The organism is Rhodococcus qingshengii JCM 15477 (genome assembly GCF_023221595.1).
GTDB classification, from domain to species: Bacteria; Actinomycetota; Actinomycetes; order Mycobacteriales; family Mycobacteriaceae; genus Rhodococcus_F; species Rhodococcus_F qingshengii.
This window is the reverse complement of sequence record NZ_CP096563.1, coordinates 2,027,066-2,044,057: the sequence shown is the minus strand read 5'-3', so window position 1 is coordinate 2,044,057 and position 16,992 is coordinate 2,027,066. Positions and strand designations below refer to the sequence as shown.

Genomic DNA, 16,992 nt, shown 5'->3' with positions numbered 1-16,992 from the left:
GACTAGTCCTTCTTGGCCTCTTCGGCCTCGGGAGCGTCGGCCGCAGTTGCGGTCTCGTTCTCGATGGCCTCGACGACTGCGTCAGCGTTCTCGACCTCAGCCTCGGTCGCGTCGGCCTCTACGGCCTCGACGACGTTCTCTGCGGCGGGAGCTTCCTGCGAGGACTTGACGCGACGAGCGCGGTCAGCCTCGGAGGTGACGGTCTTTTCCTTGACGAGCTCGATGATTGCCATCGGAGCGTTATCACCCTTGCGGGGGATCGTCTTGATGATGCGGGTGTATCCACCGTTACGGTCCGCGTAGAACGGGCCGATCTCGGCGAACAGGGTGTGAACGACATCCTTGTTGCGGATGACCTTCAGCACCTCACGACGGTGAGCCAGCGTGCCGGCCTTTGCGTGCGTGACGAGCTTCTCGGCGTAGGGGCGCAATGCCTTGGCCTTGGACTCGGTGGTGGTGATGCGACCGTGCTCGAAGAGCGCGGTAGCCAGATTGGCGAAAATCGCCTTCTGGTGGGAAGCCGACCCGCCGAAGCGGGCACCCTTCTTGGGCTTGGGCATGATGATCTCCTAGTAAAGGACCTGAGCTGCTACAGCTGTTCGGTCTCGGCGTAGTCCTCGGTACCTTCGGCATCGCCGAAGGAACCGGCATCAGTGTCACTCCACGTTCCGGTGGCGGCGTCGTAGCCGGCAACGGTGGTGGGATCGAAGGATGCGGGGCTGTCCTTGAGGGACAGGCCGAGCGAATGCAGCTTGACCTTGACCTCGTCGATGGACTTCTGTCCGAAGTTGCGGATGTCGAGCAGATCGGACTCGGTACGGCCGACAAGCTCACCGACGGTGTGAACACCTTCGCGCTTGAGGCAGTTGTAGGAGCGGACCGTGAGGTCCAGATCCTCGATGGGGAGTCCGAAGGAAGCGATGTGATCGGCCTCGGCAGGCGAGGGTCCGATCTCGATTCCTTCTGCTTCGACGTTCAGCTCACGGGCCAGGCCGAAGAGCTCAACCAGGGTCTTGCCCGCCGAAGCGAGCGCGTCCCGTGCGGTGATGGAGTTCTTCGTTTCCACGTCGAGAACGAGCCGATCGAAGTCGGTGCGCTGTTCGACGCGAGTGGCCTCCACCTTGTAGGTGACCTTGAGCACCGGCGAGTAGATCGAGTCGACCGGGATACGGCCGATCTCTGCGCCGGACGCCTTGTTCTGAACGGCGGGGACATAGCCACGACCGCGCTCGACTACGAGCTCGATCTCCAGCTTTCCCTTGTCGTTCAGGGTGGCGATGTGCAGATCAGGGTTGTTCACGGTGACGCCTGCCGGGGGCACGATGTCGCCCGCAGTAACAGCGCCGGGGCCCTGCTTGCGGACGTACATGGTGACCGGCTCGTCCTCTTCGGAGTTCACGACGAGGCCCTTGAGGTTCAGGATGATGTCGGTGACATCTTCCTTCACGCCCGGGACGGTGGTGAACTCGTGGAGAACGCCGTCGATACGGATGCTGGTGACAGCAGCGCCGGGGATCGACGAGAGCAGCGTGCGGCGCAGCGAATTGCCGAGCGTGTACCCGAAACCTGGCTCCAGGGGCTCGATGACGAACTTCGAGCGGTTATCAGCGATGACCTCTTCGGTCAGCGTGGGTCGCTGAGAAATGAGCATTGGTATTTCCTCCTGTACGGACGTCCACTATTTGACGCCCACGATGGGAAAGGGCCTGCGGCCCTGTGAGTGGTTGAGGAGTCCGGAGACTCCTCAACCACTCACGGGGTGCGAAGCGCCTTACTTCGAGTAGTACTCGACGATGAGCTGTTCCTGCAGAGCGATGTCGATCTGCGCGCGCTCGGGAAGCTGGTGAACCAGGATCCGCAGACGCGAGCCGACAACCTGCAGCCACCCGGGAACCGGGCGATCGCCGACGGTCTCACGCGCAACCTGGAACGGAAGCGTGGAGAGCGACTTCTCCTTGACATCGATGATGTCGTACTGCGAGACGCGGTAGCTCGGGATGTCGACCTTCTTGTTGTTCACGAGAAGGTGACCGTGCGTGACCAGCTGACGTGCCTGACGGCGCGTGCGAGCGAGGCCTGCGCGGTACACGACGTTGTCGAGACGCGACTCGAGGATGCGAAGCAGGTTCTCGCCGGTCTTGCCGGGGCGGTTGTTCGCCTCCTTGTAGTACAGGCGGAACTGCTTCTCCATGACGCCGTAGGTGAAGCGAGCCTTCTGCTTCTCCTGCAGCTGGAGCAGGTACTCGCTCTCCTTGATACGCGCGCGGCCGTGCTGTCCGGGCGGGTACGGGCGACGCTCGAATGCCTGGTCGCCTCCAACGAGGTCGACGCGCAGACGACGCGACTTGCGGGTGATGGGTCCGGTATAACGTGCCATTTTCTTCTACCTATCCTTCCCGCTATACCCGACGCCGCTTGGGCGGACGGCAGCCGTTGTGCGGCTGGGGGGTTACATCGGAAATGGTGCCGACCTCGAGGCCAGCGGCCTGGAGGGAACGGATTGCGGTCTCGCGACCGGATCCCGGTCCCTTGACGAAGACGTCAACCTTCTTGACACCGTGCTCCTGCGCCTTACGGGCAGCGCTCTCAGCAGCAAGCTGAGCGGCGAAGGGAGTCGACTTACGCGAACCCTTGAAGCCGACGTGTCCCGAAGACGCCCAGGAAATGACATTTCCGGCGGGGTCCGTGATGGACACGATGGTGTTGTTGAAGGTGCTCTTGATGTGAGCGGCGCCGTGCGGGATGTTCTTCTTATCCCTGCGACGCGTCTTCTGGGTCTTCTTCGGACCGGTGCTACGTGACTTCGGGGGCATTACTTCGCCTTCTTCTTGCCGGCAATGGTGCGCTTCGGACCCTTACGGGTACGGGCGTTGGTCTTGGTGCGCTGACCACGCACGGGCAGACCACGACGGTGGCGCAGGCCCTGGTAGCAGCCGATCTCGATCTTGCGACGGATGTCGGCCTGAACCTCGCGGCGAAGGTCACCCTCGACCTTGAGCGACTCCTCGATGTACTCGCGGAGCTTTGCCAGGTCCTCGTCCGAGAGGTCCTTGCTCCGGAGATCCGGGCTGACGCCGGTGGCGTCAAGGATTTCCTTGGAGCGGGTACGGCCGATGCCGTAGATGTATGTCAGTGCGATCTCCATGCGCTTTTCGCGAGGAAGATCAACACCAGAGAGACGTGCCATGGTGGCATTTCCTTATCGGTGTGCGGAGGTCTGCTCCCAGCCCTTCCCCTGTGCCTCTTGCCGAGTACCGACGCCCGAAGGCGCAGATGATCTCATCAACTAACTCAGTGGGGCCCCGGCCTCCGTGCCGGGGGTGAACCATTGTCCGACCTTGGCGATCGGTGAACGATCGCGTGGGGTCTCGTCAACAATGGCTGGTACTGGGAGGTCTTCTTTGCTTGTTGCCAAGCAGATCTTCGAAAAGCTAGATCTAGCCCTGACGCTGCTTGTGACGCAGGTTCTCGCAGATCACCATGACTCGACCGTTACGGCGAATCACTTTGCACTTCTCGCAGATCTTCTTGACGCTCGGCTGAACCTTCACGTCTTCTGATCTCCTGTTTTGTCGCAGCCCGCCGCGATGAACCGCGGCAGACATACTTCTCCCTGACCCAGGTCAGGTCCGGGAAGTTCGTTACTTGTAGCGGTAAACGATGCGTCCGCGCGACAAATCGTAGGGCGAGAGCTCTACGACAACGCGATCTTCCGGGAGGATGCGAATGTAGTGCTGACGCATCTTTCCGCTGATGTGGGCGAGGACCTTGTGGCCATTCTCGAGCTCAATGCGGAACATCGCATTGGGCAGCGGCTCGACTACTCGTCCTTCGACCTCGATGGCCCCGTCTTTCTTAGCCATATCCTCCGCGATCCGTTTGGTTTGGCATGCTTCGTGCATCGGCTTCCGTTACATTGGCACGCAATGGAAAGATCGTCGGCAGTTCGAAAGGCCTATCCCGGAGCGATCCAGGCGTAGGCACACGAACTATCGACGCGCATAGCGCACCGCCTAGCCATGTTACGCGATGTAAACGACCAGGCCAAATGCGCCTCCGGTCAGGGTGACGACGCACACCGCTCCCCCATCGAAAAAGTCCCAGCCTCGAAATGAGGCTGGGACTTCTCGAACGTGAATCATGCTCGCTGCCAACACTTGTCAGCGACTGTGTCGACTACTCCGGCCGGAGTGTCAGAATCCGCGGACCGTCTTCGGTCACTGCGACAGTGTGTTCCCAGTGCGCCGCACGGGACCCGTCGGTCGTCACAACGGTCCAGTCGTCGTCGAGAATCACCGTGTCGGTGGTGCCGAGCGTGAGCATCGGCTCAATCGCCAGGCACGATCCGACAACCAGTTCAGGACCCTTACCCGGGGCACCTTCATTGGCGAGGAACGGATCCATGTGCATTTCCCGGCCGATTCCGTGTCCGCCGTATCCGTCGACGATGCCGTAGGAACGACCGTGCAACTTCTCGGCGGCATGAGTACCGACCTCGATCGCGTGCGAAACATCCGTCAGACGGTTGCCGGCGATCATTGCCGCGATCCCGGCTTCCATGGAAAGCCGAGTGGCTTCGCTGAGCTCCTGATCGGCGACGCTGATCTCACCGACACCGAACGTCCAAGCGGAGTCACCGTGCCATCCGTCGAGGATCGCGCCACAGTCGATGGAAACCAGGTCGCCTTCAGCCAGGATGTCCTGAGCTGAAGGGATTCCGTGAACGACGCGATCGTTGACCGAAGAGCAGATCGAGCCGGTGAAGCCGTGGTACCCGAGGAACGAGGGCACGGCGCCGGCGTCACGAATGACGGATTCAGCGACCGCGTTCAATTCCAAAGTGCTGACACCGGGCTTCGCCGCAGCGCGAACCGCCACCAGAGCCGAACCCACGATCGCGCCGGCAGCAGCCATCGCGTCGAGTTCGCCCGCGGAGCGGAACGGAACAACCTTGCGTTTGCGCCCGAAGACCATTACTTACCCAACGCTGCCAGTGCGCGAGCGTTGACCTCTTCGACCTCGCCGATCGCGTCGACGGAGACGATGCTGTCCTTGTAGTAATCGAACAGCGGTGACGTCTCGTCGCGGTAGACCCGGAGTCGGTTGCGAATGACGTCCTCGGTGTCGTCTGCACGACCGCGGGCGAGCATACGCTCGACCACGATGTCCTCGTCGACGACGAAGGAGAGGACACCGTCGAGCTTGGTGTCGAGATCCTTCAAGATTCCCTCGAGTGCCTGAGCCTGTTCGACCGAGCGCGGAAATCCGTCGAGAAGGAAACCGTTTGCTGCGTCCGGTTCTGCGACGCGAGCCTTCACCATGTCGTTGGTGATCGAGCTCGGTACGAGTTCGCCGGCGTCGATGTACTTCTTTGCTTCCACACCGAGAGCGGTGGCCTGACCGATGTTCGCGCGGAAGAGATCACCCGTGGAGATATGGGGAACGCCGAACTTCTCGGACAAGATAGCGGCCTGGGTGCCCTTGCCGGCACCGGGAGGACCAAGGAGGACAAGTCTCACTTGAGGAACCCTTCATAGTTACGCTGCATTAGCTGACTCTCGATCTGCTTCACGGTGTCCAGGCCGACGCTGACCATGATCAGCACCGCGGTGCCACCGAACGGCAGGTTCTGCGCGCCGCCGCCATTCCCGATGTCGAGGAACAGGTTGGGCAGAACAGCAATGGTGCCGAGGTAAATCGCACCCGGAAGGGTGATGCGACTCAGCACGTAGTTGAGGTAGTCCGCGGTCGGCTGACCGGGTCGGATACCGGGGATGAAGCCGCCGAACTTCTTCATCTCGTCGGCGCGCTCTTCGGGATTGAAGGTGATGGCGACGTAGAAGTACGTGAAGAAGACGATCAGGCCGAAGTAGATCGCGATGTACACCGGGTTGGCCGGATTCACCAGGTAGGTGTTGATGAGGCGCTGCCACCAACTGGGGTCGACCGCTGTACTGGCCGAAGTCAGCTGTGCAATCAAGTTCGGGAGGTACAGCAGTGAAGACGCGAAGATCACCGGGATGACGCCGGCCTGGTTCACCTTCAGAGGCAGGTACGTCGAGGATCCGCCGTACATCTTGCGTCCGACCATCCGCTTCGCGTACTGCACCGGGATACGACGCTGACCCTGCTCGACGAAGACGACACCGGCGATGATCAGCAGCGCTGCGAGGCAGACGAAGGCGAAGACCAGCGGACCACGGCTGTCGAGGATTGCCTTGCCCTCGCTCGGGATACGCGATGCGATACCGGCGAAGATGAGGAGGGACATACCGTTGCCGACGCCACGTTCGGTGATGACCTCGCCGAACCACATGACCATGGCAGCACCGGCAGTCATGACCAGCACGATGATGACAAGTCCGAAAATCGACTTGTCGGCGATGATGTCGTCACAGCCCTGGAGCAACTGTCCGCGTGCCGCAAGAGCGACGATGCCGGTCGACTGCAGGATTGCCAGAGCAATGGACAGGTAACGCGTGTACTGCGTCATCTTGGCCTGGCCGGACTGGCCTTCTTTCCGAAGTTCCTCGAACTTCGGAATCACCACGGTCAGGAGCTGCACGATGATGCTCGCCGTGATGTACGGCATGATGCCGATCGCAAAGATCGACATCTGCAGCAGAGCGCCGCCGGAGAACAGGTTGATCAGCGAGTAGATACCTGCTGAGTCACCGGAGTTGGCGATATCGATGCACTGACGCACACGGCCGTAGTCGACACCTGGGGACGGGATGAGAGCGCCGACCCGATACAGAGCCACCAAGCCGAGGGTGAAGAGGATCTTCCGCCTCAGGTCTGGGGTCCTGAGGGCCGAGACGAAGGCGGAAAGCAAAGATCCTCCTGGCACGACGGTAGGGAGACAGATCGTTTTGACCTGTCGAACTTTTGAACTCTAACAGTGAGCATTTGGGAACTAGGCGGGCAGACCACGAAAACCGGGTAAGCCGAAGATACATTTGCCACTCGGTGACCAGAATACTGGCCCGTCCGAGCATGCACGACCAATCTGTGACACGACCTCGTACCTGTGACACGACCTCGTAGACGCCGATGGCCGCACCGCAGCAAACGCTGCGCTGCGGCCATCGGACTAGCTACGCGTGATCACTCACAGCTCGGTGGCGGAACCACCGGCAGCAGCAATCTTTTCCTTGGCGGAACCGGTGAACTTGTCGACGGTCACCTGAACGGCAACTGTCAGTTCGCCGTCGCCCAGAACCTTGACGAGCTGGTTCTTGCGGACTGCGCCCTTGGCGACGAGATCCTCGACCGTGATTGCTCCACCTTCGGGGAACAGACGGGCGATGTCGCCGACATTGACGACCTGGTACTCGACGCGGAACGGGTTCGTGAAGCCCTTGAGCTTGGGCAGACGCATGTGAAGCGGCATCTGTCCACCCTCGAAGCCCACGCGCACGGTGTTACGTGCCTTGGTGCCCTTGGTACCGCGACCTGCGGTCTTACCACGCTTGCCGCCCTCACCGCGTCCAACACGAATCTTGTTGGACTTGGATCCCGGAGCGGGGCGCAGGTGGTGCAGTTTGATGGTCATGGTTAGACCTCCTCAACTGTTACGAGGTGGCGCACCACGTTGATCAGACCGCGGTTCTGTGCGTTGTCCTCACGAACAACGGTCTGACGGATGCCCTTGAGACCCAGCGTGCGCAGAGAATCCTTCTGGTTCTGCTTGGTCCCGATGATGCTCTTGATCTGAGTGACCTTGAGATCTGCCATTACTTCACACTCCCAGCAGCCTGTGCGCGAGCGCGAAGCATGCCGGCGGGTGCAACCTCTTCGAGGGTGAGGCCGCGGCGAGCCGCAACTTCCTCGGGACGCTGCAGACCCTTGAGCGCAGCAACGGTCGCATGCACGACGTTGATGGCGTTGTCGCTACCGAGCGACTTCGACAGGATGTCCGCGATACCAGCGCACTCCAGCACGGCGCGCACAGCGCCACCGGCGATAACACCGGTACCGGGGCTTGCCGGGCGAAGCATGACGATGCCGGCAGCAGCCTCACCCTGAACGGGGTGAGTGATGGTGTTGGCGATCATCGGGACGCGGAAGAAGCTCTTGCGAGCCTCCTCGACACCCTTCTGGATGGCCGCGGGAACTTCCTTGGCCTTTCCGTAGCCGACGCCGACCAGTCCGTTGCCGTCTCCGACGATCACCAGAGCGGTGAAGCTGAAGCGACGACCACCCTTGACGACCTTGGAAACGCGGTTGATCGTGACAACGCGCTCGATGAACTGTGACTTCTCCGCAGCGTTTCCGCCACGGCCACCGTCGCGACGGTCACGGCCGCCACCACGGTTGTCCCCACGAGCGTTGCTGTTGTCACCGCTGTTGGGGCCATTCTGTCCGGCGGGTCCGCTTCCGCCGTCACGCCTTTGACGTCCCGGCATCAGGCTGTCCTTCCGTTGAAAATGTTGGTCATCAGAACTTCAACCCGCCTTCGCGAGCCGCGTCTGCCAGGGCCGCGATGCGACCGTGGTAGCCGTGTCCGCCGTGGTCGAAGACAACTGCTTCCACGCCGGCAGCCTTGGCGCGCTCGGCGATCAGCTGACCGACCTTCGCGCTCGCAGCCTTCTTGTCGCCTTCTGCCACGCGCACGTCTGCTTCGATGGTCGACGCGGAGGCCAGGGTGTGGCCGGCCAGGTCGTCCACGAGCTGGACGTGGATGTGGCGCGAGGACCGGTTGACGACCAAGCGGGGACGCTCGGGCGTGCCGGAGACCTTCTTGCGGAGACGGAAGTGACGACGCGTCTTCGAGAGACGACGCTTGGTGGACGCATCCTTGCCCAGCGGAATCCGCTTGGCTTTCTGGTTTGCAGTCTGGCTCATATCACTTACCCGTCTTTCCGACCTTGCGGCGGATCTGCTCACCCTCGTAACGCACGCCCTTACCCTTGTACGGGTCCGGACGACGGAGACGACGGATGTTGGCCGAGATCTGCCCGACCTTCTGCTTGTCGATGCCGGACACCGAGAACCGGGTGGGCGACTCGACGACGAAGGTGATGCCTTCAGGAGCCTCGATCGGCACCGGGTGGCTGAAGCCGAGCGCGAACTCGAGGTCCTTGCCCTTCAGTGCCACACGGTAACCAACACCGTGGATCTCCATCTTCTTCGTGTAACCCTCGGTGACACCGGTGATGATGTTCGCAACCAGGGTCCGCGACAGACCGTGCAGCGCGCGGCTACGACGCTCGTCGTCGGGGCGCGTGACGCTCAGCGAGCCGTCCTCTGCCTTTTCGATTGCGATGGGCTCGGAGATGGTCAGCGCGAGGGTGCCCTTGGGACCCTTGACGGTGACATCCTGGCCGCTGATCGTGACGTCAACGCCCGCGGGGACGGTGACCGGAATCTTTCCAATACGCGACATTGTGGTGGCCTCCCTTACCAGACGTAGGCGAGGACTTCCCCGCCTACTCCTTGATTGGCCGCCTGGCGATCGGTGAGCAGACCGGACGACGTGGAGATGATGGCCACGCCGAGGCCTCCGAGGACCTTGGGCAGGTTGGTGGACTTCGCGTAAACCCGGAGACCGGGCTTGGAAACGCGACGCACGCCGGCGAGGCTACGCTCGCGGCTGGGACCGTACTTCAGATCGACGATGAGGGTCTTGCCGACCTCTGCGTCTTCGGTACGGAAATCGGAGATGTAGCCCTCGCGCTTGAGGATCTCGGCGATGTTCGCCTTGATCTTCGAGTGGGGAAGCTTCACCTCATCGTGGTACGCCGTGTTGGCGTTGCGCAGACGCGTCAAGAAGTCTGCGATGGGGTCAGTCATGGTCATAGGTCGACCTCGACACCTTTCTCGCTGTGGTTCCCATGCAACACCGGACGAATCCGATCGTGGGCCTCCAGCAATTCGGCTGGGCCGTCCGACTTGTGTCAGACGGCGTAAGTTACCGCACCGAGCTGAACGCATGCGTCAGCCACGGCAACCGCTCTAGTGTAGGGAACTTTGGCGCAAGTGTCCACCGGGATCCCATGTCGCCTCCCCCACTGCCGCCCGAAGGATGCGATCGGGAAGCTATCGACGCACCCCGAAATCTGAACTGCTCGTTCGGCACCGAAGAACGACACCGACGAACGATGATCGCTTTCCACCAGAGTCGCAGCGGGGCAGTTCTTTTCAGGATCGGCACGATTCACATCTCGATGAAAACCACGAATGGGCGTGGGTTCCAAAGGAACCCACGCCCATTCACATGCGTGGTGTGACGAAGCCCGAGGGCCTCAGATCACCAAGAGCTCTTGCGAACTCCGGGAAGCTCGCCGGCGTGAGCCATCTCGCGAACGCAGATACGGCACAAGCCGAACTTGCGGAACACCGAGTGCGGGCGACCGCACCGCTGGCAGCGGGTGTAGGCGCGAACCGCGAACTTGGGCTTCTTGTTGGCCTTGTTGACCAATGCCTTCTTAGCCATGCGCTCAGTTCTCCTTGAACGGGAAGCCGAGGTGCTTGAGCAGTGCACGGCCTTCTTCGTTGTTGGTTGCGGTGGTCACGACGGTGATGTCCATGCCGCGGGGGCGATCGATCTTGTCCACGTCGATCTCGTGGAACATCGACTGCTCGTTGAGGCCGAACGTGTAGTTGCCGTTGCCGTCGAACTGGTTGCCCGAGAGACCGCGGAAGTCGCGGATACGGGGCAGAGCGACAGACACGAGGCGGTCCAGGAACTCCCACATGCGGTCACCACGGAGGGTGACGCGTGCACCGATGGGCATACCTTCGCGGAGCTTGAACTGCGCGATGGACTTACGTGCCTTGCGGATCTCGGGCTTCTGGCCCGTGATCAGCGACAGGTCATGGACAGCGCCGTTGATCAGCTTGGCGTCACGGGCAGCGTCGCCGACGCCCATGTTGACGACAACCTTGACGACGCCGGGGATCTGCATGACGTTCGAGTAGTCGAACTCGCTGTTGAGCGCGTCCTTGATCTCAGCGCGGTAGCGTGCCTTGAGGCGCGGCTGGACCTTGTTTTCGGTGGAGGTCATGTCAGATGTCCTTCCCGTTCTTCCGGGAAATCCGAACGCGCTTGCCGGACTCTTCGTCGGTGCGGTAACCCACGCGGGTGGGGTTTCCGTCCGAGTCGACGACTGCAACGTTGGAAACGTGGATCGGGGCTTCCTGCGTGACGATGCCGCCGGAGGATGCTCCGCGCTCGTTCGCGGAAACCGCGGTGTGCTTCTTGATTCGGTTCACGCCTTCGACGAGGACCTTGTCGGTCGCGGGGTAGGCCTGAATGACCTTGCCCTTCGCGCCCTTGTCCTTGCCGGCGATGACCAGAACGGTGTCACCCTTGTGCACCTTCATCACAGCACCTCCGGGGCAAGCGAAACAATCTTCATGAACTTCTTCTCGCGCAGCTCACGGCCGACGGGTCCGAAGATGCGGGTTCCACGGGGATCACTGTCAGCCTTGATGAGCACTGCAGCGTTCTCGTCGAACTTGATGTAGGAACCGTCCGGACGACGGCGCTCCTTGGTCGTGCGAACGATGACGGCCTTGACGACCTCACCCTTCTTGATGTTTCCACCGGGGATTGCGTCCTTGACGGTGGCGACGATGACGTCACCGATCCCGGCGTAGCGACGTGACGAACCGCCGAGAACGCGGATGCAAAGGATTTCCTTGGCACCCGTGTTATCAGCGACGCGAACTCGCGACTCCTGCTGAATCACTTGATCTCCCTAGACCTGGAATTTCGTGCGCAACGGATTACCGACCCGGTGCGCGCGGTCATTGTTGCCACCTGCGTCGTGTCTGAGCTGCAGTCCCACCGACTGACGTCGGGAGACGATCACTGCAAGCACCGTTCGAGCTGCGCACGTGAAGACACACCTCTGCCACAGGCAACCGTTCTATTGTAGGGAAGGGTTCACCGAATACCAAATCAGCCGTACTCGACGCAACTCGAACCCTTCGCCCGGAAAGCCCCGAAAGCCCCCGGAAAGCCGAATGGCCCACTCCCCCAAGGGGAAGCGGGCCATTCGGTGATACTCGATCAGCTCGAGGATTCGATCAGGCTTACTTGGCCTTTTCGAGGACCTCGACCAGACGCCAGTGCTTCGTCGCGGACAGCGGACGGGTTTCCATCAGCTGAACGCGGTCGCCGACGCCGGCAACGCCGTTCTCGTCGTGCGCCTTCACCTTGGTCGTACGGCGGATGATCTTGCCGTAGAGCTTGTGCTTGACGCGGTCTTCGAGCTCGACCACGATCGTCTTTTCCATCTTGTCGGACACGACGTATCCGACACGGACCTTACGGCTCGCGCGCTCTTCTGTGCTCACTGCTTTTTCCTCACTCATGCCGCGTCACCTGCATCCGGACCCACAGCGAGTCCGAGCTCACGCTCACGCAGGACGGTGTAGATGCGCGCGATCTCGTGACGAACGGTGCGCAGTCGTCGGTTGTTGTCCATCTGGCCGGTAGCCATCTGGAAACGAAGGTTGAAAAGCTCTTCCTTCGACTCACGGAGCCGGGTGACCAGCTCGTCTTCACTGAGCTCGCGGAGCTCTGCTGCTGGGGTTCCAGTAGCCATCAGAACTGCTCCTCTCTGGTCACGATCCGGCACTTGCACGGGAGCTTGTGCATCGCGCGGCGCAGGGCCTCACGAGCAATCTCCTCGTTGGGGTATGTCATCTCGAACAGAACGCGTCCGGGCTTGACGTTGGCAATCCACCACTCGGGCGAACCCTTACCGGAACCCATTCGGGTTTCGGCCGGCTTCTTCGTGAGGGGGCGATCCGGGAAGATGTTGATCCAGATCTTGCCGCCACGCTTGATGTGCCGAGTCATGGCGATACGAGCGGACTCGATCTGCCGGTTGGTGATGTAGGCAGGCTCGAGAGCCTGGATGCCGTAGTCACCGAAGGTCACCTGGGTACCGCCCTTGGCGGCACCCGAACGGCTCGGGTGGTGCTGCTTGCGGTGCTTGACCCGCCGTGGGATCAACATGCGTCAGCCCTCCTGATTCTGTTCAGTTGCGGGAGCATCGGCGGTTGCGGTCGCTGCGCGGCCGGCCTCGGTGCTGGTCGCAGTGGTACCGGTGGCACCGGAACGACGCGGACGGCTCGGACGCTCACGACGCGGGCGATCCCCGGCCGGTGCGGCCGTGTTGGCGGCGAGCTCACGCTTGCCACCGACGATGTCGCCCTTGTAGATCCAGACCTTGACGCCGATGCGACCGAAGGTGGTCTTGGCCTCGTAGAGGCCGTAGTCGATGTCCGCACGAAGCGTGTGCAGCGGCACACGGCCTTCGCGGTAGAACTCCGACCGGGACATCTCGGCGCCGCCGAGACGACCGGAGCACTGAACGCGGATTCCCTTGACGTTGGGCTGACGCATGGCCGACTGGATGGCCTTGCGCATTGCACGACGGAAGGCAACGCGGTTCGAGAGCTGCTCGGCCACACCCTGTGCGACGAGCTGTGCTTCAGCTTCTGCGTTCTTGACCTCGAGGATGTTCAGCTGAACCTGCTTGCCGGTCAGCTTCTCGAGCTCGGAGCGGATGCGATCGGCTTCGGCGCCGCGGCGGCCGATGACGATGCCCGGACGTGCAGTGTGGATGTCCACGCGAACACGGTCACGGGTGCGCTCGATTTCGACCTTCGCGATTCCTGCGCGCTCCATGCCGGTGGCGAGGAGCTTACGGATCGCGACGTCTTCCTTGACGTACTCCGCGTACTGCTTGTCTGCGTACCAGCGAGACTTCCAGTCGGTGGTGATGCCGAGACGGAAGCCGTGCGGGTTGATTTTCTGGCCCACTACTGAGCACTTCCCTTCCGGCGATTACGGGTCGATGTTCCGGTCTTCGGCAGGCTCTCCACGATCACGGTGATGTGACTGGTGCGCTTGCGAATACGGAACGCACGTCCCTGTGCACGCGGTTGGAACCGCTTGAGGGTCGCGCCCTCGTCCACGAACGCCGTAGCAACGACAAGCGTGCTGGGGTCGAGGTCGAGGTTGTTCTCGGCGTTGGCTGCTGCGGAGGCGATCACCTTGGCGACCGGCTCGCTCGCTGCCTGCGGCGCGAACTTCAGGATGTTCAGGGCGTCTTCAACCGAGCGCCCGCGGACCAGGTCCACAACTCGACGTGCCTTCATCGGCGTAACGCGAACGTGCTTCGCTACAGCCTTGGCAGTCGGGTTGGCGGTTTCGGTGTTGCTCATCGCCTCTTCGCCTTCCGATCATCCTTGATGTGACCCTTGAACGTGCGGGTCGGTGCAAACTCTCCGAGCTTGTGTCCGACCATGGAGTCGGAAACGAACACGGGGACGTGCTTGCGGCCGTCGTGAACTGCAAACGTGTGGCCGATGAAGTCCGGGATGATTGTCGAACGACGGGACCAGGTCTTGATGACCTGCTTGGTTCCCTTTTCGTTCTGTACATCCACCTTCGCGAGGAGGTGGTCATCGACGAACGGGCCCTTCTTAAGGCTGCGTGGCATCCTTCACTCCCTCCTAGCGCTTGTTCTTGCCGGTGCGGCGGCGACGGACGATCATCTTGTCGCTTGCCTTGTTCTTGCGGGTACGGCCTTCAGGCTTACCCCACGGGCTGACCGGGTGGCGTCCACCTGAGGTCTTGCCCTCGCCGCCACCGTGCGGGTGGTCGACCGGGTTCATCACGACACCACGAACGGTCGGGCGCTTGCCCTTCCAACGCATACGGCCGGCCTTGCCCCAGTTGATGTTCGACTGCTCGGCGTTGCCGACCTCGCCGACGGATGCGCGGCAGCGCACGTCGACGCGACGGATTTCACCGGAAGGCATACGCAGCGTGGCGTAGCTGCCTTCCTTACCGAGGAGCTGGATGCTGGCGCCTGCGGAACGAGCCATCTTGGCTCCGCCGCCGGGACGCAGTTCCACACCGTGGATGGTGGTACCAGTCGGGATGTTGCGCAGCGGCAGGTTGTTGCCCGGCTTGATGTCGGCGCCTGCACCGGACTCGACCGGTGAACCCTGCACCAGGCCCTTGGGGGCGATGATGTAGCGCTTCTCACCGTCTGCGTAATGCAGGAGTGCGATGTTTGCTGTGCGGTTGGGGTCGTACTCGATGTGAGCGACCTTTGCCGGGATGCCGTCCTTGTCGTTGCGACGGAAATCGATCAGTCGGTATGCACGCTTGTGTCCGCCACCCTTGTGACGGGTGGTGATACGACCGTGTGCGTTACGTCCACCGCGACCGTGCAGCGGGCGAACCAGCGACTTCTCGGGGGTCGACCGAGTGATCTCGGCGAAGTCCGAGACGCTCGAGCCACGACGGCCCGGTGTTGTCGGCTTGTACTTACGGATTGCCATGAGTCTTCTCGTCCTCTATGTCTCGTCAAGTCCCGGCGCTTACGCGACCGGTCCTCCGAAGATCTCGATGGGCTTGCTGTCAGCGGACAGGGTCACGAGCGCGCGCTTGGTGTCCTTGCGCTTGCCGTAACCGAATCGGGTCCGCTTACGCTTGCCCTGACGGTTGGCGGTGTTGACGCTGGTCACCTTGACGCCGAAGACCTTCTCGACGGCAATCTTGATCTGCGTCTTGTTCGAGTCCGGGTGCACCAGGAAGGTGTAGGTGCCTTCCTCGATCAGTCCGTAGGACTTCTCGGAGATGACCGGAGCGAGCAGGATGTCGCGGGGGTCAGCGATGGTGCTCACTTGGCGTCCTCCTTGTTCTGAGCGCTCTCTGCGGGCCCGTGGATGAACGCGTTGAGTGCCTCGACGCTGAACACGACATCGTCTGCATTGAGCACGTCGTAGGTGTTGAGCTGGTCGGGTGCAATGGGATGCACGCCTTCCAGGTTCTGCACGCTCTTCCAAGCGGCTACATCCTGGCGACCCACGACGAGCAGCAGCTTCTTGCGATCCGAAATCTCGCCGAGGAACGCGATTGCGCCCTTGGTCGAAGGCGTCTGCCCTGCAACCAGTTCGGTGATGACGTGGATGCGCTCGTTGCGTGCGCGGTCAGAGAGGGCTCCGCGAAGAGCGGCTGCCTTCATCTTCTTGGGGGTGCGCTGGCTGTAGTCACGCGGCTGCGGGCCGTGAACGGTTCCGCCGCCGACGAACTGCGGTGCGCGAGTCGAGCCCTGGCGTGCGCGGCCGGTGCCCTTCTGGCGGTACGGCTTCTTGCCACCGCCGCGGACGTCGCCGCGGGTCTTGGTGGAGTGGGTTCCCTGACGAGCAGCTGCGAGCTGCGCGACGACAACCTGATGGAGAAGCGCGATGTTGGCCGGAGCGTCGAAGATCTCAGCGGGGAGATCGACGGTGCCGTTGGTCTTGCCGCCGGCGACCTTGACGTCCAGGGTCAACTTGGTCTCGGTGCTGGTCATGCCCGTGCACCACCCTTCACTGCACTCTTGACGATCACGAGGCCGCCCTTGCGGCCGGGGATCGCACCCTTGATCAGCAGCAGGCCGTTCTCTGCATCCACCTTGTGGACCGAGAGGTTCTGCGTCGTGATGCGGTCGCTACCCATGCGTCCGGACATGCGCATGCCCTTGAACACGCGGCCGGGAGTTGCACAGCCACCGATGGAGCCCGGGCGGCGGTGAACAGCCTGGGTACCGTGCGACGCGCCCTGTCCCTTGAAGCCGTGACGCTTCATGGTTCCGGCGAAGCCCTTGCCCTTGCTGGTTCCGGTGACGTCGACGTATGCGCCGTCCTCGAAGACCTCGGCGGTGAGCTCCTGGCCGACCTCGTAGTCGGAGGTGTCCGCAACGCGGAGCTCCACTACGTGGCGACGCGGGGTCACACCAGCCTTGGTGAACTGGCCGGAAGTCGGCTTGTTCACCTTGCGCGGGTCGATGGCGCCGAACGCGAGCTGAACGGCGCTGTAGCCGTCACGCTCTTCGGTACGGATCTGGGTTACGACGTTCGGCCCAGCCTTCACGACGGTGACCGGGACAACCCGGTTGTTCTCGTCGAAGACCTGGGTCATGCCGAGCTTGGTGCCCAGGATTCCCTTGATCTTGGTATCAGTCATTGTTTTTG

General features: G+C 62.0%; 30 protein-coding genes. All 30 read right to left on the bottom strand.

The window, feature by feature from the left end; genetic code table 11:
• Positions 1 to 2: 2 nt before the first annotated feature.
• The 30 genes from rplQ to rplC all read right to left on the bottom strand — a co-directional run bounded on the left by rplQ (position 3) and on the right by rplC (position 16,984).
• The gene (gene rplQ, locus M0639_RS09335; RefSeq protein ID WP_003940748.1) at positions 3 to 560 is read right to left on the bottom strand and encodes a 50S ribosomal protein L17; all 558 of its coding nucleotides are present in this window, start codon (positions 558 to 560) and stop codon (positions 3 to 5) included.
• Between the two features lie 29 nt (positions 561 to 589).
• Positions 590 to 1,651: a DNA-directed RNA polymerase subunit alpha gene (locus tag M0639_RS09330; RefSeq protein WP_003941016.1), complete on the bottom strand. Its 1,062-nt coding sequence runs from the start codon at positions 1,649 to 1,651 to the stop codon at positions 590 to 592.
• 120 nt (positions 1,652 to 1,771) lie between these two features.
• Positions 1,772 to 2,377: a 30S ribosomal protein S4 gene (gene rpsD, locus M0639_RS09325; RefSeq protein ID WP_003940769.1), complete on the bottom strand. Its 606-nt coding sequence runs from the start codon at positions 2,375 to 2,377 to the stop codon at positions 1,772 to 1,774.
• A gap of 22 nt (positions 2,378 to 2,399) precedes the next feature.
• On the bottom strand, positions 2,400 to 2,813 hold the full coding sequence (rpsK, locus tag M0639_RS09320; protein WP_003940683.1) for a 30S ribosomal protein S11: 414 nt from the start codon (positions 2,811 to 2,813) through the stop codon (positions 2,400 to 2,402).
• Positions 2,813 to 3,187 carry a 30S ribosomal protein S13 gene (rpsM, locus tag M0639_RS09315; RefSeq protein ID WP_003940834.1) on the bottom strand — a complete coding sequence of 125 codons (375 nt, stop codon included), beginning with the start codon at positions 3,185 to 3,187 and terminating at the stop codon, positions 2,813 to 2,815. Before rpsM ends, rpsK begins: the two co-directional genes overlap by 1 nt.
• A 250-nt stretch (positions 3,188 to 3,437) precedes the next feature.
• Positions 3,438 to 3,551 (bottom strand): 50S ribosomal protein L36, encoded by a 114-nt coding sequence (gene rpmJ / locus M0639_RS09310; RefSeq protein ID WP_003938068.1) that lies wholly within the window; start codon positions 3,549 to 3,551, stop codon positions 3,438 to 3,440.
• A gap of 90 nt (positions 3,552 to 3,641) precedes the next feature.
• Positions 3,642 to 3,863, bottom strand: a complete 222-nt coding sequence (gene infA, locus M0639_RS09305) for a translation initiation factor IF-1 (protein ID WP_003418601.1) — start codon at positions 3,861 to 3,863, stop codon at positions 3,642 to 3,644.
• A gap of 313 nt (positions 3,864 to 4,176) precedes the next feature.
• Positions 4,177 to 4,974 (bottom strand): type I methionyl aminopeptidase, encoded by a 798-nt coding sequence (gene map, locus M0639_RS09300; RefSeq protein WP_003940806.1) that lies wholly within the window; start codon positions 4,972 to 4,974, stop codon positions 4,177 to 4,179.
• Positions 4,974 to 5,519 carry an adenylate kinase gene (locus tag M0639_RS09295; protein WP_003940868.1) on the bottom strand — a complete coding sequence of 182 codons (546 nt, stop codon included), beginning with the start codon at positions 5,517 to 5,519 and terminating at the stop codon, positions 4,974 to 4,976. The genes map and M0639_RS09295 overlap by 1 nt, the downstream gene beginning before the upstream one ends.
• A complete protein-coding gene (gene secY / locus M0639_RS09290; RefSeq protein WP_003940773.1) occupies positions 5,516 to 6,835 on the bottom strand; it encodes a preprotein translocase subunit SecY in 1,320 nt (439 codons plus the stop codon). Before secY ends, M0639_RS09295 begins: the two co-directional genes overlap by 4 nt.
• Before the next feature lie 276 nt (positions 6,836 to 7,111).
• A complete protein-coding gene (gene rplO / locus M0639_RS09285; RefSeq protein ID WP_003940829.1) occupies positions 7,112 to 7,555 on the bottom strand; it encodes a 50S ribosomal protein L15 in 444 nt (147 codons plus the stop codon).
• A 2-nt stretch (positions 7,556 to 7,557) separates the two neighbouring features.
• Positions 7,558 to 7,737 (bottom strand): 50S ribosomal protein L30, encoded by a 180-nt coding sequence (gene rpmD, locus M0639_RS09280; protein ID WP_003940751.1) that lies wholly within the window; start codon positions 7,735 to 7,737, stop codon positions 7,558 to 7,560.
• Positions 7,737 to 8,408: a 30S ribosomal protein S5 gene (gene rpsE / locus M0639_RS09275; RefSeq protein WP_003940718.1), complete on the bottom strand. Its 672-nt coding sequence runs from the start codon at positions 8,406 to 8,408 to the stop codon at positions 7,737 to 7,739. Before rpsE ends, rpmD begins: the two co-directional genes overlap by 1 nt.
• Before the next feature lie 31 nt (positions 8,409 to 8,439).
• Positions 8,440 to 8,847, bottom strand: a complete 408-nt coding sequence (gene rplR, locus M0639_RS09270; protein WP_003940996.1) for a 50S ribosomal protein L18 — start codon at positions 8,845 to 8,847, stop codon at positions 8,440 to 8,442.
• A 1-nt stretch (position 8,848) separates the two neighbouring features.
• A complete protein-coding gene (gene rplF / locus M0639_RS09265; protein WP_003940970.1) occupies positions 8,849 to 9,388 on the bottom strand; it encodes a 50S ribosomal protein L6 in 540 nt (179 codons plus the stop codon).
• A gap of 14 nt (positions 9,389 to 9,402) precedes the next feature.
• Positions 9,403 to 9,801: a 30S ribosomal protein S8 gene (gene rpsH, locus M0639_RS09260; RefSeq protein WP_003940873.1), complete on the bottom strand. Its 399-nt coding sequence runs from the start codon at positions 9,799 to 9,801 to the stop codon at positions 9,403 to 9,405.
• A gap of 451 nt (positions 9,802 to 10,252) precedes the next feature.
• Positions 10,253 to 10,438 carry a type Z 30S ribosomal protein S14 gene (locus tag M0639_RS09255; protein ID WP_003940698.1) on the bottom strand — a complete coding sequence of 62 codons (186 nt, stop codon included), beginning with the start codon at positions 10,436 to 10,438 and terminating at the stop codon, positions 10,253 to 10,255.
• A 4-nt stretch (positions 10,439 to 10,442) separates the two neighbouring features.
• Positions 10,443 to 11,009, bottom strand: a complete 567-nt coding sequence (gene rplE, locus M0639_RS09250; RefSeq protein WP_003940924.1) for a 50S ribosomal protein L5 — start codon at positions 11,007 to 11,009, stop codon at positions 10,443 to 10,445.
• Between the two features lies 1 nt (position 11,010).
• On the bottom strand, positions 11,011 to 11,328 hold the full coding sequence (rplX, locus tag M0639_RS09245) for a 50S ribosomal protein L24 (RefSeq protein WP_003941019.1): 318 nt from the start codon (positions 11,326 to 11,328) through the stop codon (positions 11,011 to 11,013).
• Complete coding sequence (gene rplN / locus M0639_RS09240) at positions 11,328 to 11,696, bottom strand: 50S ribosomal protein L14 (RefSeq protein ID WP_003940951.1); 369 nt, start codon at positions 11,694 to 11,696, stop codon at positions 11,328 to 11,330. Before rplN ends, rplX begins: the two co-directional genes overlap by 1 nt.
• A 346-nt stretch (positions 11,697 to 12,042) precedes the next feature.
• Positions 12,043 to 12,324, bottom strand: a complete 282-nt coding sequence (gene rpsQ, locus M0639_RS09235) for a 30S ribosomal protein S17 (RefSeq protein ID WP_003941020.1) — start codon at positions 12,322 to 12,324, stop codon at positions 12,043 to 12,045.
• Positions 12,321 to 12,557, bottom strand: a complete 237-nt coding sequence (gene rpmC / locus M0639_RS09230; RefSeq protein ID WP_003940734.1) for a 50S ribosomal protein L29 — start codon at positions 12,555 to 12,557, stop codon at positions 12,321 to 12,323. The genes rpsQ and rpmC overlap by 4 nt, the downstream gene beginning before the upstream one ends.
• On the bottom strand, positions 12,557 to 12,973 hold the full coding sequence (gene rplP, locus M0639_RS09225) for a 50S ribosomal protein L16 (protein ID WP_003940899.1): 417 nt from the start codon (positions 12,971 to 12,973) through the stop codon (positions 12,557 to 12,559). Before rplP ends, rpmC begins: the two co-directional genes overlap by 1 nt.
• A gap of 3 nt (positions 12,974 to 12,976) precedes the next feature.
• On the bottom strand, positions 12,977 to 13,783 hold the full coding sequence (gene rpsC / locus M0639_RS09220) for a 30S ribosomal protein S3 (protein WP_003941003.1): 807 nt from the start codon (positions 13,781 to 13,783) through the stop codon (positions 12,977 to 12,979).
• Positions 13,783 to 14,187 (bottom strand): 50S ribosomal protein L22, encoded by a 405-nt coding sequence (rplV, locus tag M0639_RS09215; RefSeq protein ID WP_003940717.1) that lies wholly within the window; start codon positions 14,185 to 14,187, stop codon positions 13,783 to 13,785. The genes rpsC and rplV overlap by 1 nt, the downstream gene beginning before the upstream one ends.
• The gene (gene rpsS / locus M0639_RS09210) at positions 14,184 to 14,465 is read right to left on the bottom strand and encodes a 30S ribosomal protein S19 (RefSeq protein ID WP_003940820.1); all 282 of its coding nucleotides are present in this window, start codon (positions 14,463 to 14,465) and stop codon (positions 14,184 to 14,186) included. Before rpsS ends, rplV begins: the two co-directional genes overlap by 4 nt.
• 13 nt (positions 14,466 to 14,478) lie before the next feature.
• Complete coding sequence (gene rplB / locus M0639_RS09205; protein ID WP_003940895.1) at positions 14,479 to 15,315, bottom strand: 50S ribosomal protein L2; 837 nt, start codon at positions 15,313 to 15,315, stop codon at positions 14,479 to 14,481.
• Positions 15,316 to 15,354: 39 nt separating this feature from the next.
• Complete coding sequence (rplW, locus tag M0639_RS09200) at positions 15,355 to 15,660, bottom strand: 50S ribosomal protein L23 (protein WP_003940990.1); 306 nt, start codon at positions 15,658 to 15,660, stop codon at positions 15,355 to 15,357.
• A complete protein-coding gene (rplD, locus tag M0639_RS09195) occupies positions 15,657 to 16,331 on the bottom strand; it encodes a 50S ribosomal protein L4 (protein ID WP_003940723.1) in 675 nt (224 codons plus the stop codon). Before rplD ends, rplW begins: the two co-directional genes overlap by 4 nt.
• On the bottom strand, positions 16,328 to 16,984 hold the full coding sequence (gene rplC, locus M0639_RS09190; protein ID WP_003940826.1) for a 50S ribosomal protein L3: 657 nt from the start codon (positions 16,982 to 16,984) through the stop codon (positions 16,328 to 16,330). The genes rplD and rplC overlap by 4 nt, the downstream gene beginning before the upstream one ends.
• Positions 16,985 to 16,992: the final 8 nt, after the last annotated feature.

Excerpts from the sequence above, each read along its gene's own strand:
- rplQ (WP_003940748.1), bottom strand. The coding sequence starts at position 560 with ATGCCCAAGCCCAAGAAGGGTGCCCGCTTCGGCGGGTCGGCTTCCCAC.
- M0639_RS09330 (WP_003941016.1), bottom strand. The coding sequence starts at position 1,651 with ATGCTCATTTCTCAGCGACCCACGCTGACCGAAGAGGTCATCGCTGAT.
- rpsD (WP_003940769.1), bottom strand. The coding sequence starts at position 2,377 with ATGGCACGTTATACCGGACCCATCACCCGCAAGTCGCGTCGTCTGCGC.
- rpsK (WP_003940683.1), bottom strand. The coding sequence starts at position 2,813 with ATGCCCCCGAAGTCACGTAGCACCGGTCCGAAGAAGACCCAGAAGACG.
- rpsM (WP_003940834.1), bottom strand. The coding sequence starts at position 3,187 with ATGGCACGTCTCTCTGGTGTTGATCTTCCTCGCGAAAAGCGCATGGAG.
- infA (WP_003418601.1), bottom strand. The coding sequence starts at position 3,863 with ATGGCTAAGAAAGACGGGGCCATCGAGGTCGAAGGACGAGTAGTCGAG.
- map (WP_003940806.1), bottom strand. The coding sequence starts at position 4,974 with ATGGTCTTCGGGCGCAAACGCAAGGTTGTTCCGTTCCGCTCCGCGGGC.
- rplO (WP_003940829.1), bottom strand. The coding sequence starts at position 7,555 with ATGACCATCAAACTGCACCACCTGCGCCCCGCTCCGGGATCCAAGTCC.
- rpmD (WP_003940751.1), bottom strand. The coding sequence starts at position 7,737 with ATGGCAGATCTCAAGGTCACTCAGATCAAGAGCATCATCGGGACCAAG.
- rpsE (WP_003940718.1), bottom strand. The coding sequence starts at position 8,408 with ATGCCGGGACGTCAAAGGCGTGACGGCGGAAGCGGACCCGCCGGACAG.
- rplR (WP_003940996.1), bottom strand. The coding sequence starts at position 8,847 with ATGAGCCAGACTGCAAACCAGAAAGCCAAGCGGATTCCGCTGGGCAAG.
- rplF (WP_003940970.1), bottom strand. The coding sequence starts at position 9,388 with ATGTCGCGTATTGGAAAGATTCCGGTCACCGTCCCCGCGGGCGTTGAC.
- rpsH (WP_003940873.1), bottom strand. The coding sequence starts at position 9,801 with ATGACCATGACTGACCCCATCGCAGACTTCTTGACGCGTCTGCGCAAC.
- M0639_RS09255 (WP_003940698.1), bottom strand. The coding sequence starts at position 10,438 with ATGGCTAAGAAGGCATTGGTCAACAAGGCCAACAAGAAGCCCAAGTTC.
- rplE (WP_003940924.1), bottom strand. The coding sequence starts at position 11,009 with ATGACCTCCACCGAAAACAAGGTCCAGCCGCGCCTCAAGGCACGCTAC.
- rplX (WP_003941019.1), bottom strand. The coding sequence starts at position 11,328 with ATGAAGGTGCACAAGGGTGACACCGTTCTGGTCATCGCCGGCAAGGAC.
- rpsQ (WP_003941020.1), bottom strand. The coding sequence starts at position 12,324 with ATGAGTGAGGAAAAAGCAGTGAGCACAGAAGAGCGCGCGAGCCGTAAG.
- rpmC (WP_003940734.1), bottom strand. The coding sequence starts at position 12,557 with ATGGCTACTGGAACCCCAGCAGCAGAGCTCCGCGAGCTCAGTGAAGAC.
- rplP (WP_003940899.1), bottom strand. The coding sequence starts at position 12,973 with ATGTTGATCCCACGGCGGGTCAAGCACCGCAAGCAGCACCACCCGAGC.
- rplV (WP_003940717.1), bottom strand. The coding sequence starts at position 14,187 with ATGAGCAACACCGAAACCGCCAACCCGACTGCCAAGGCTGTAGCGAAG.
- rpsS (WP_003940820.1), bottom strand. The coding sequence starts at position 14,465 with ATGCCACGCAGCCTTAAGAAGGGCCCGTTCGTCGATGACCACCTCCTC.
- rplB (WP_003940895.1), bottom strand. The coding sequence starts at position 15,315 with ATGGCAATCCGTAAGTACAAGCCGACAACACCGGGCCGTCGTGGCTCG.
- rplD (WP_003940723.1), bottom strand. The coding sequence starts at position 16,331 with ATGACCAGCACCGAGACCAAGTTGACCCTGGACGTCAAGGTCGCCGGC.
- rplC (WP_003940826.1), bottom strand. The coding sequence starts at position 16,984 with ATGACTGATACCAAGATCAAGGGAATCCTGGGCACCAAGCTCGGCATG.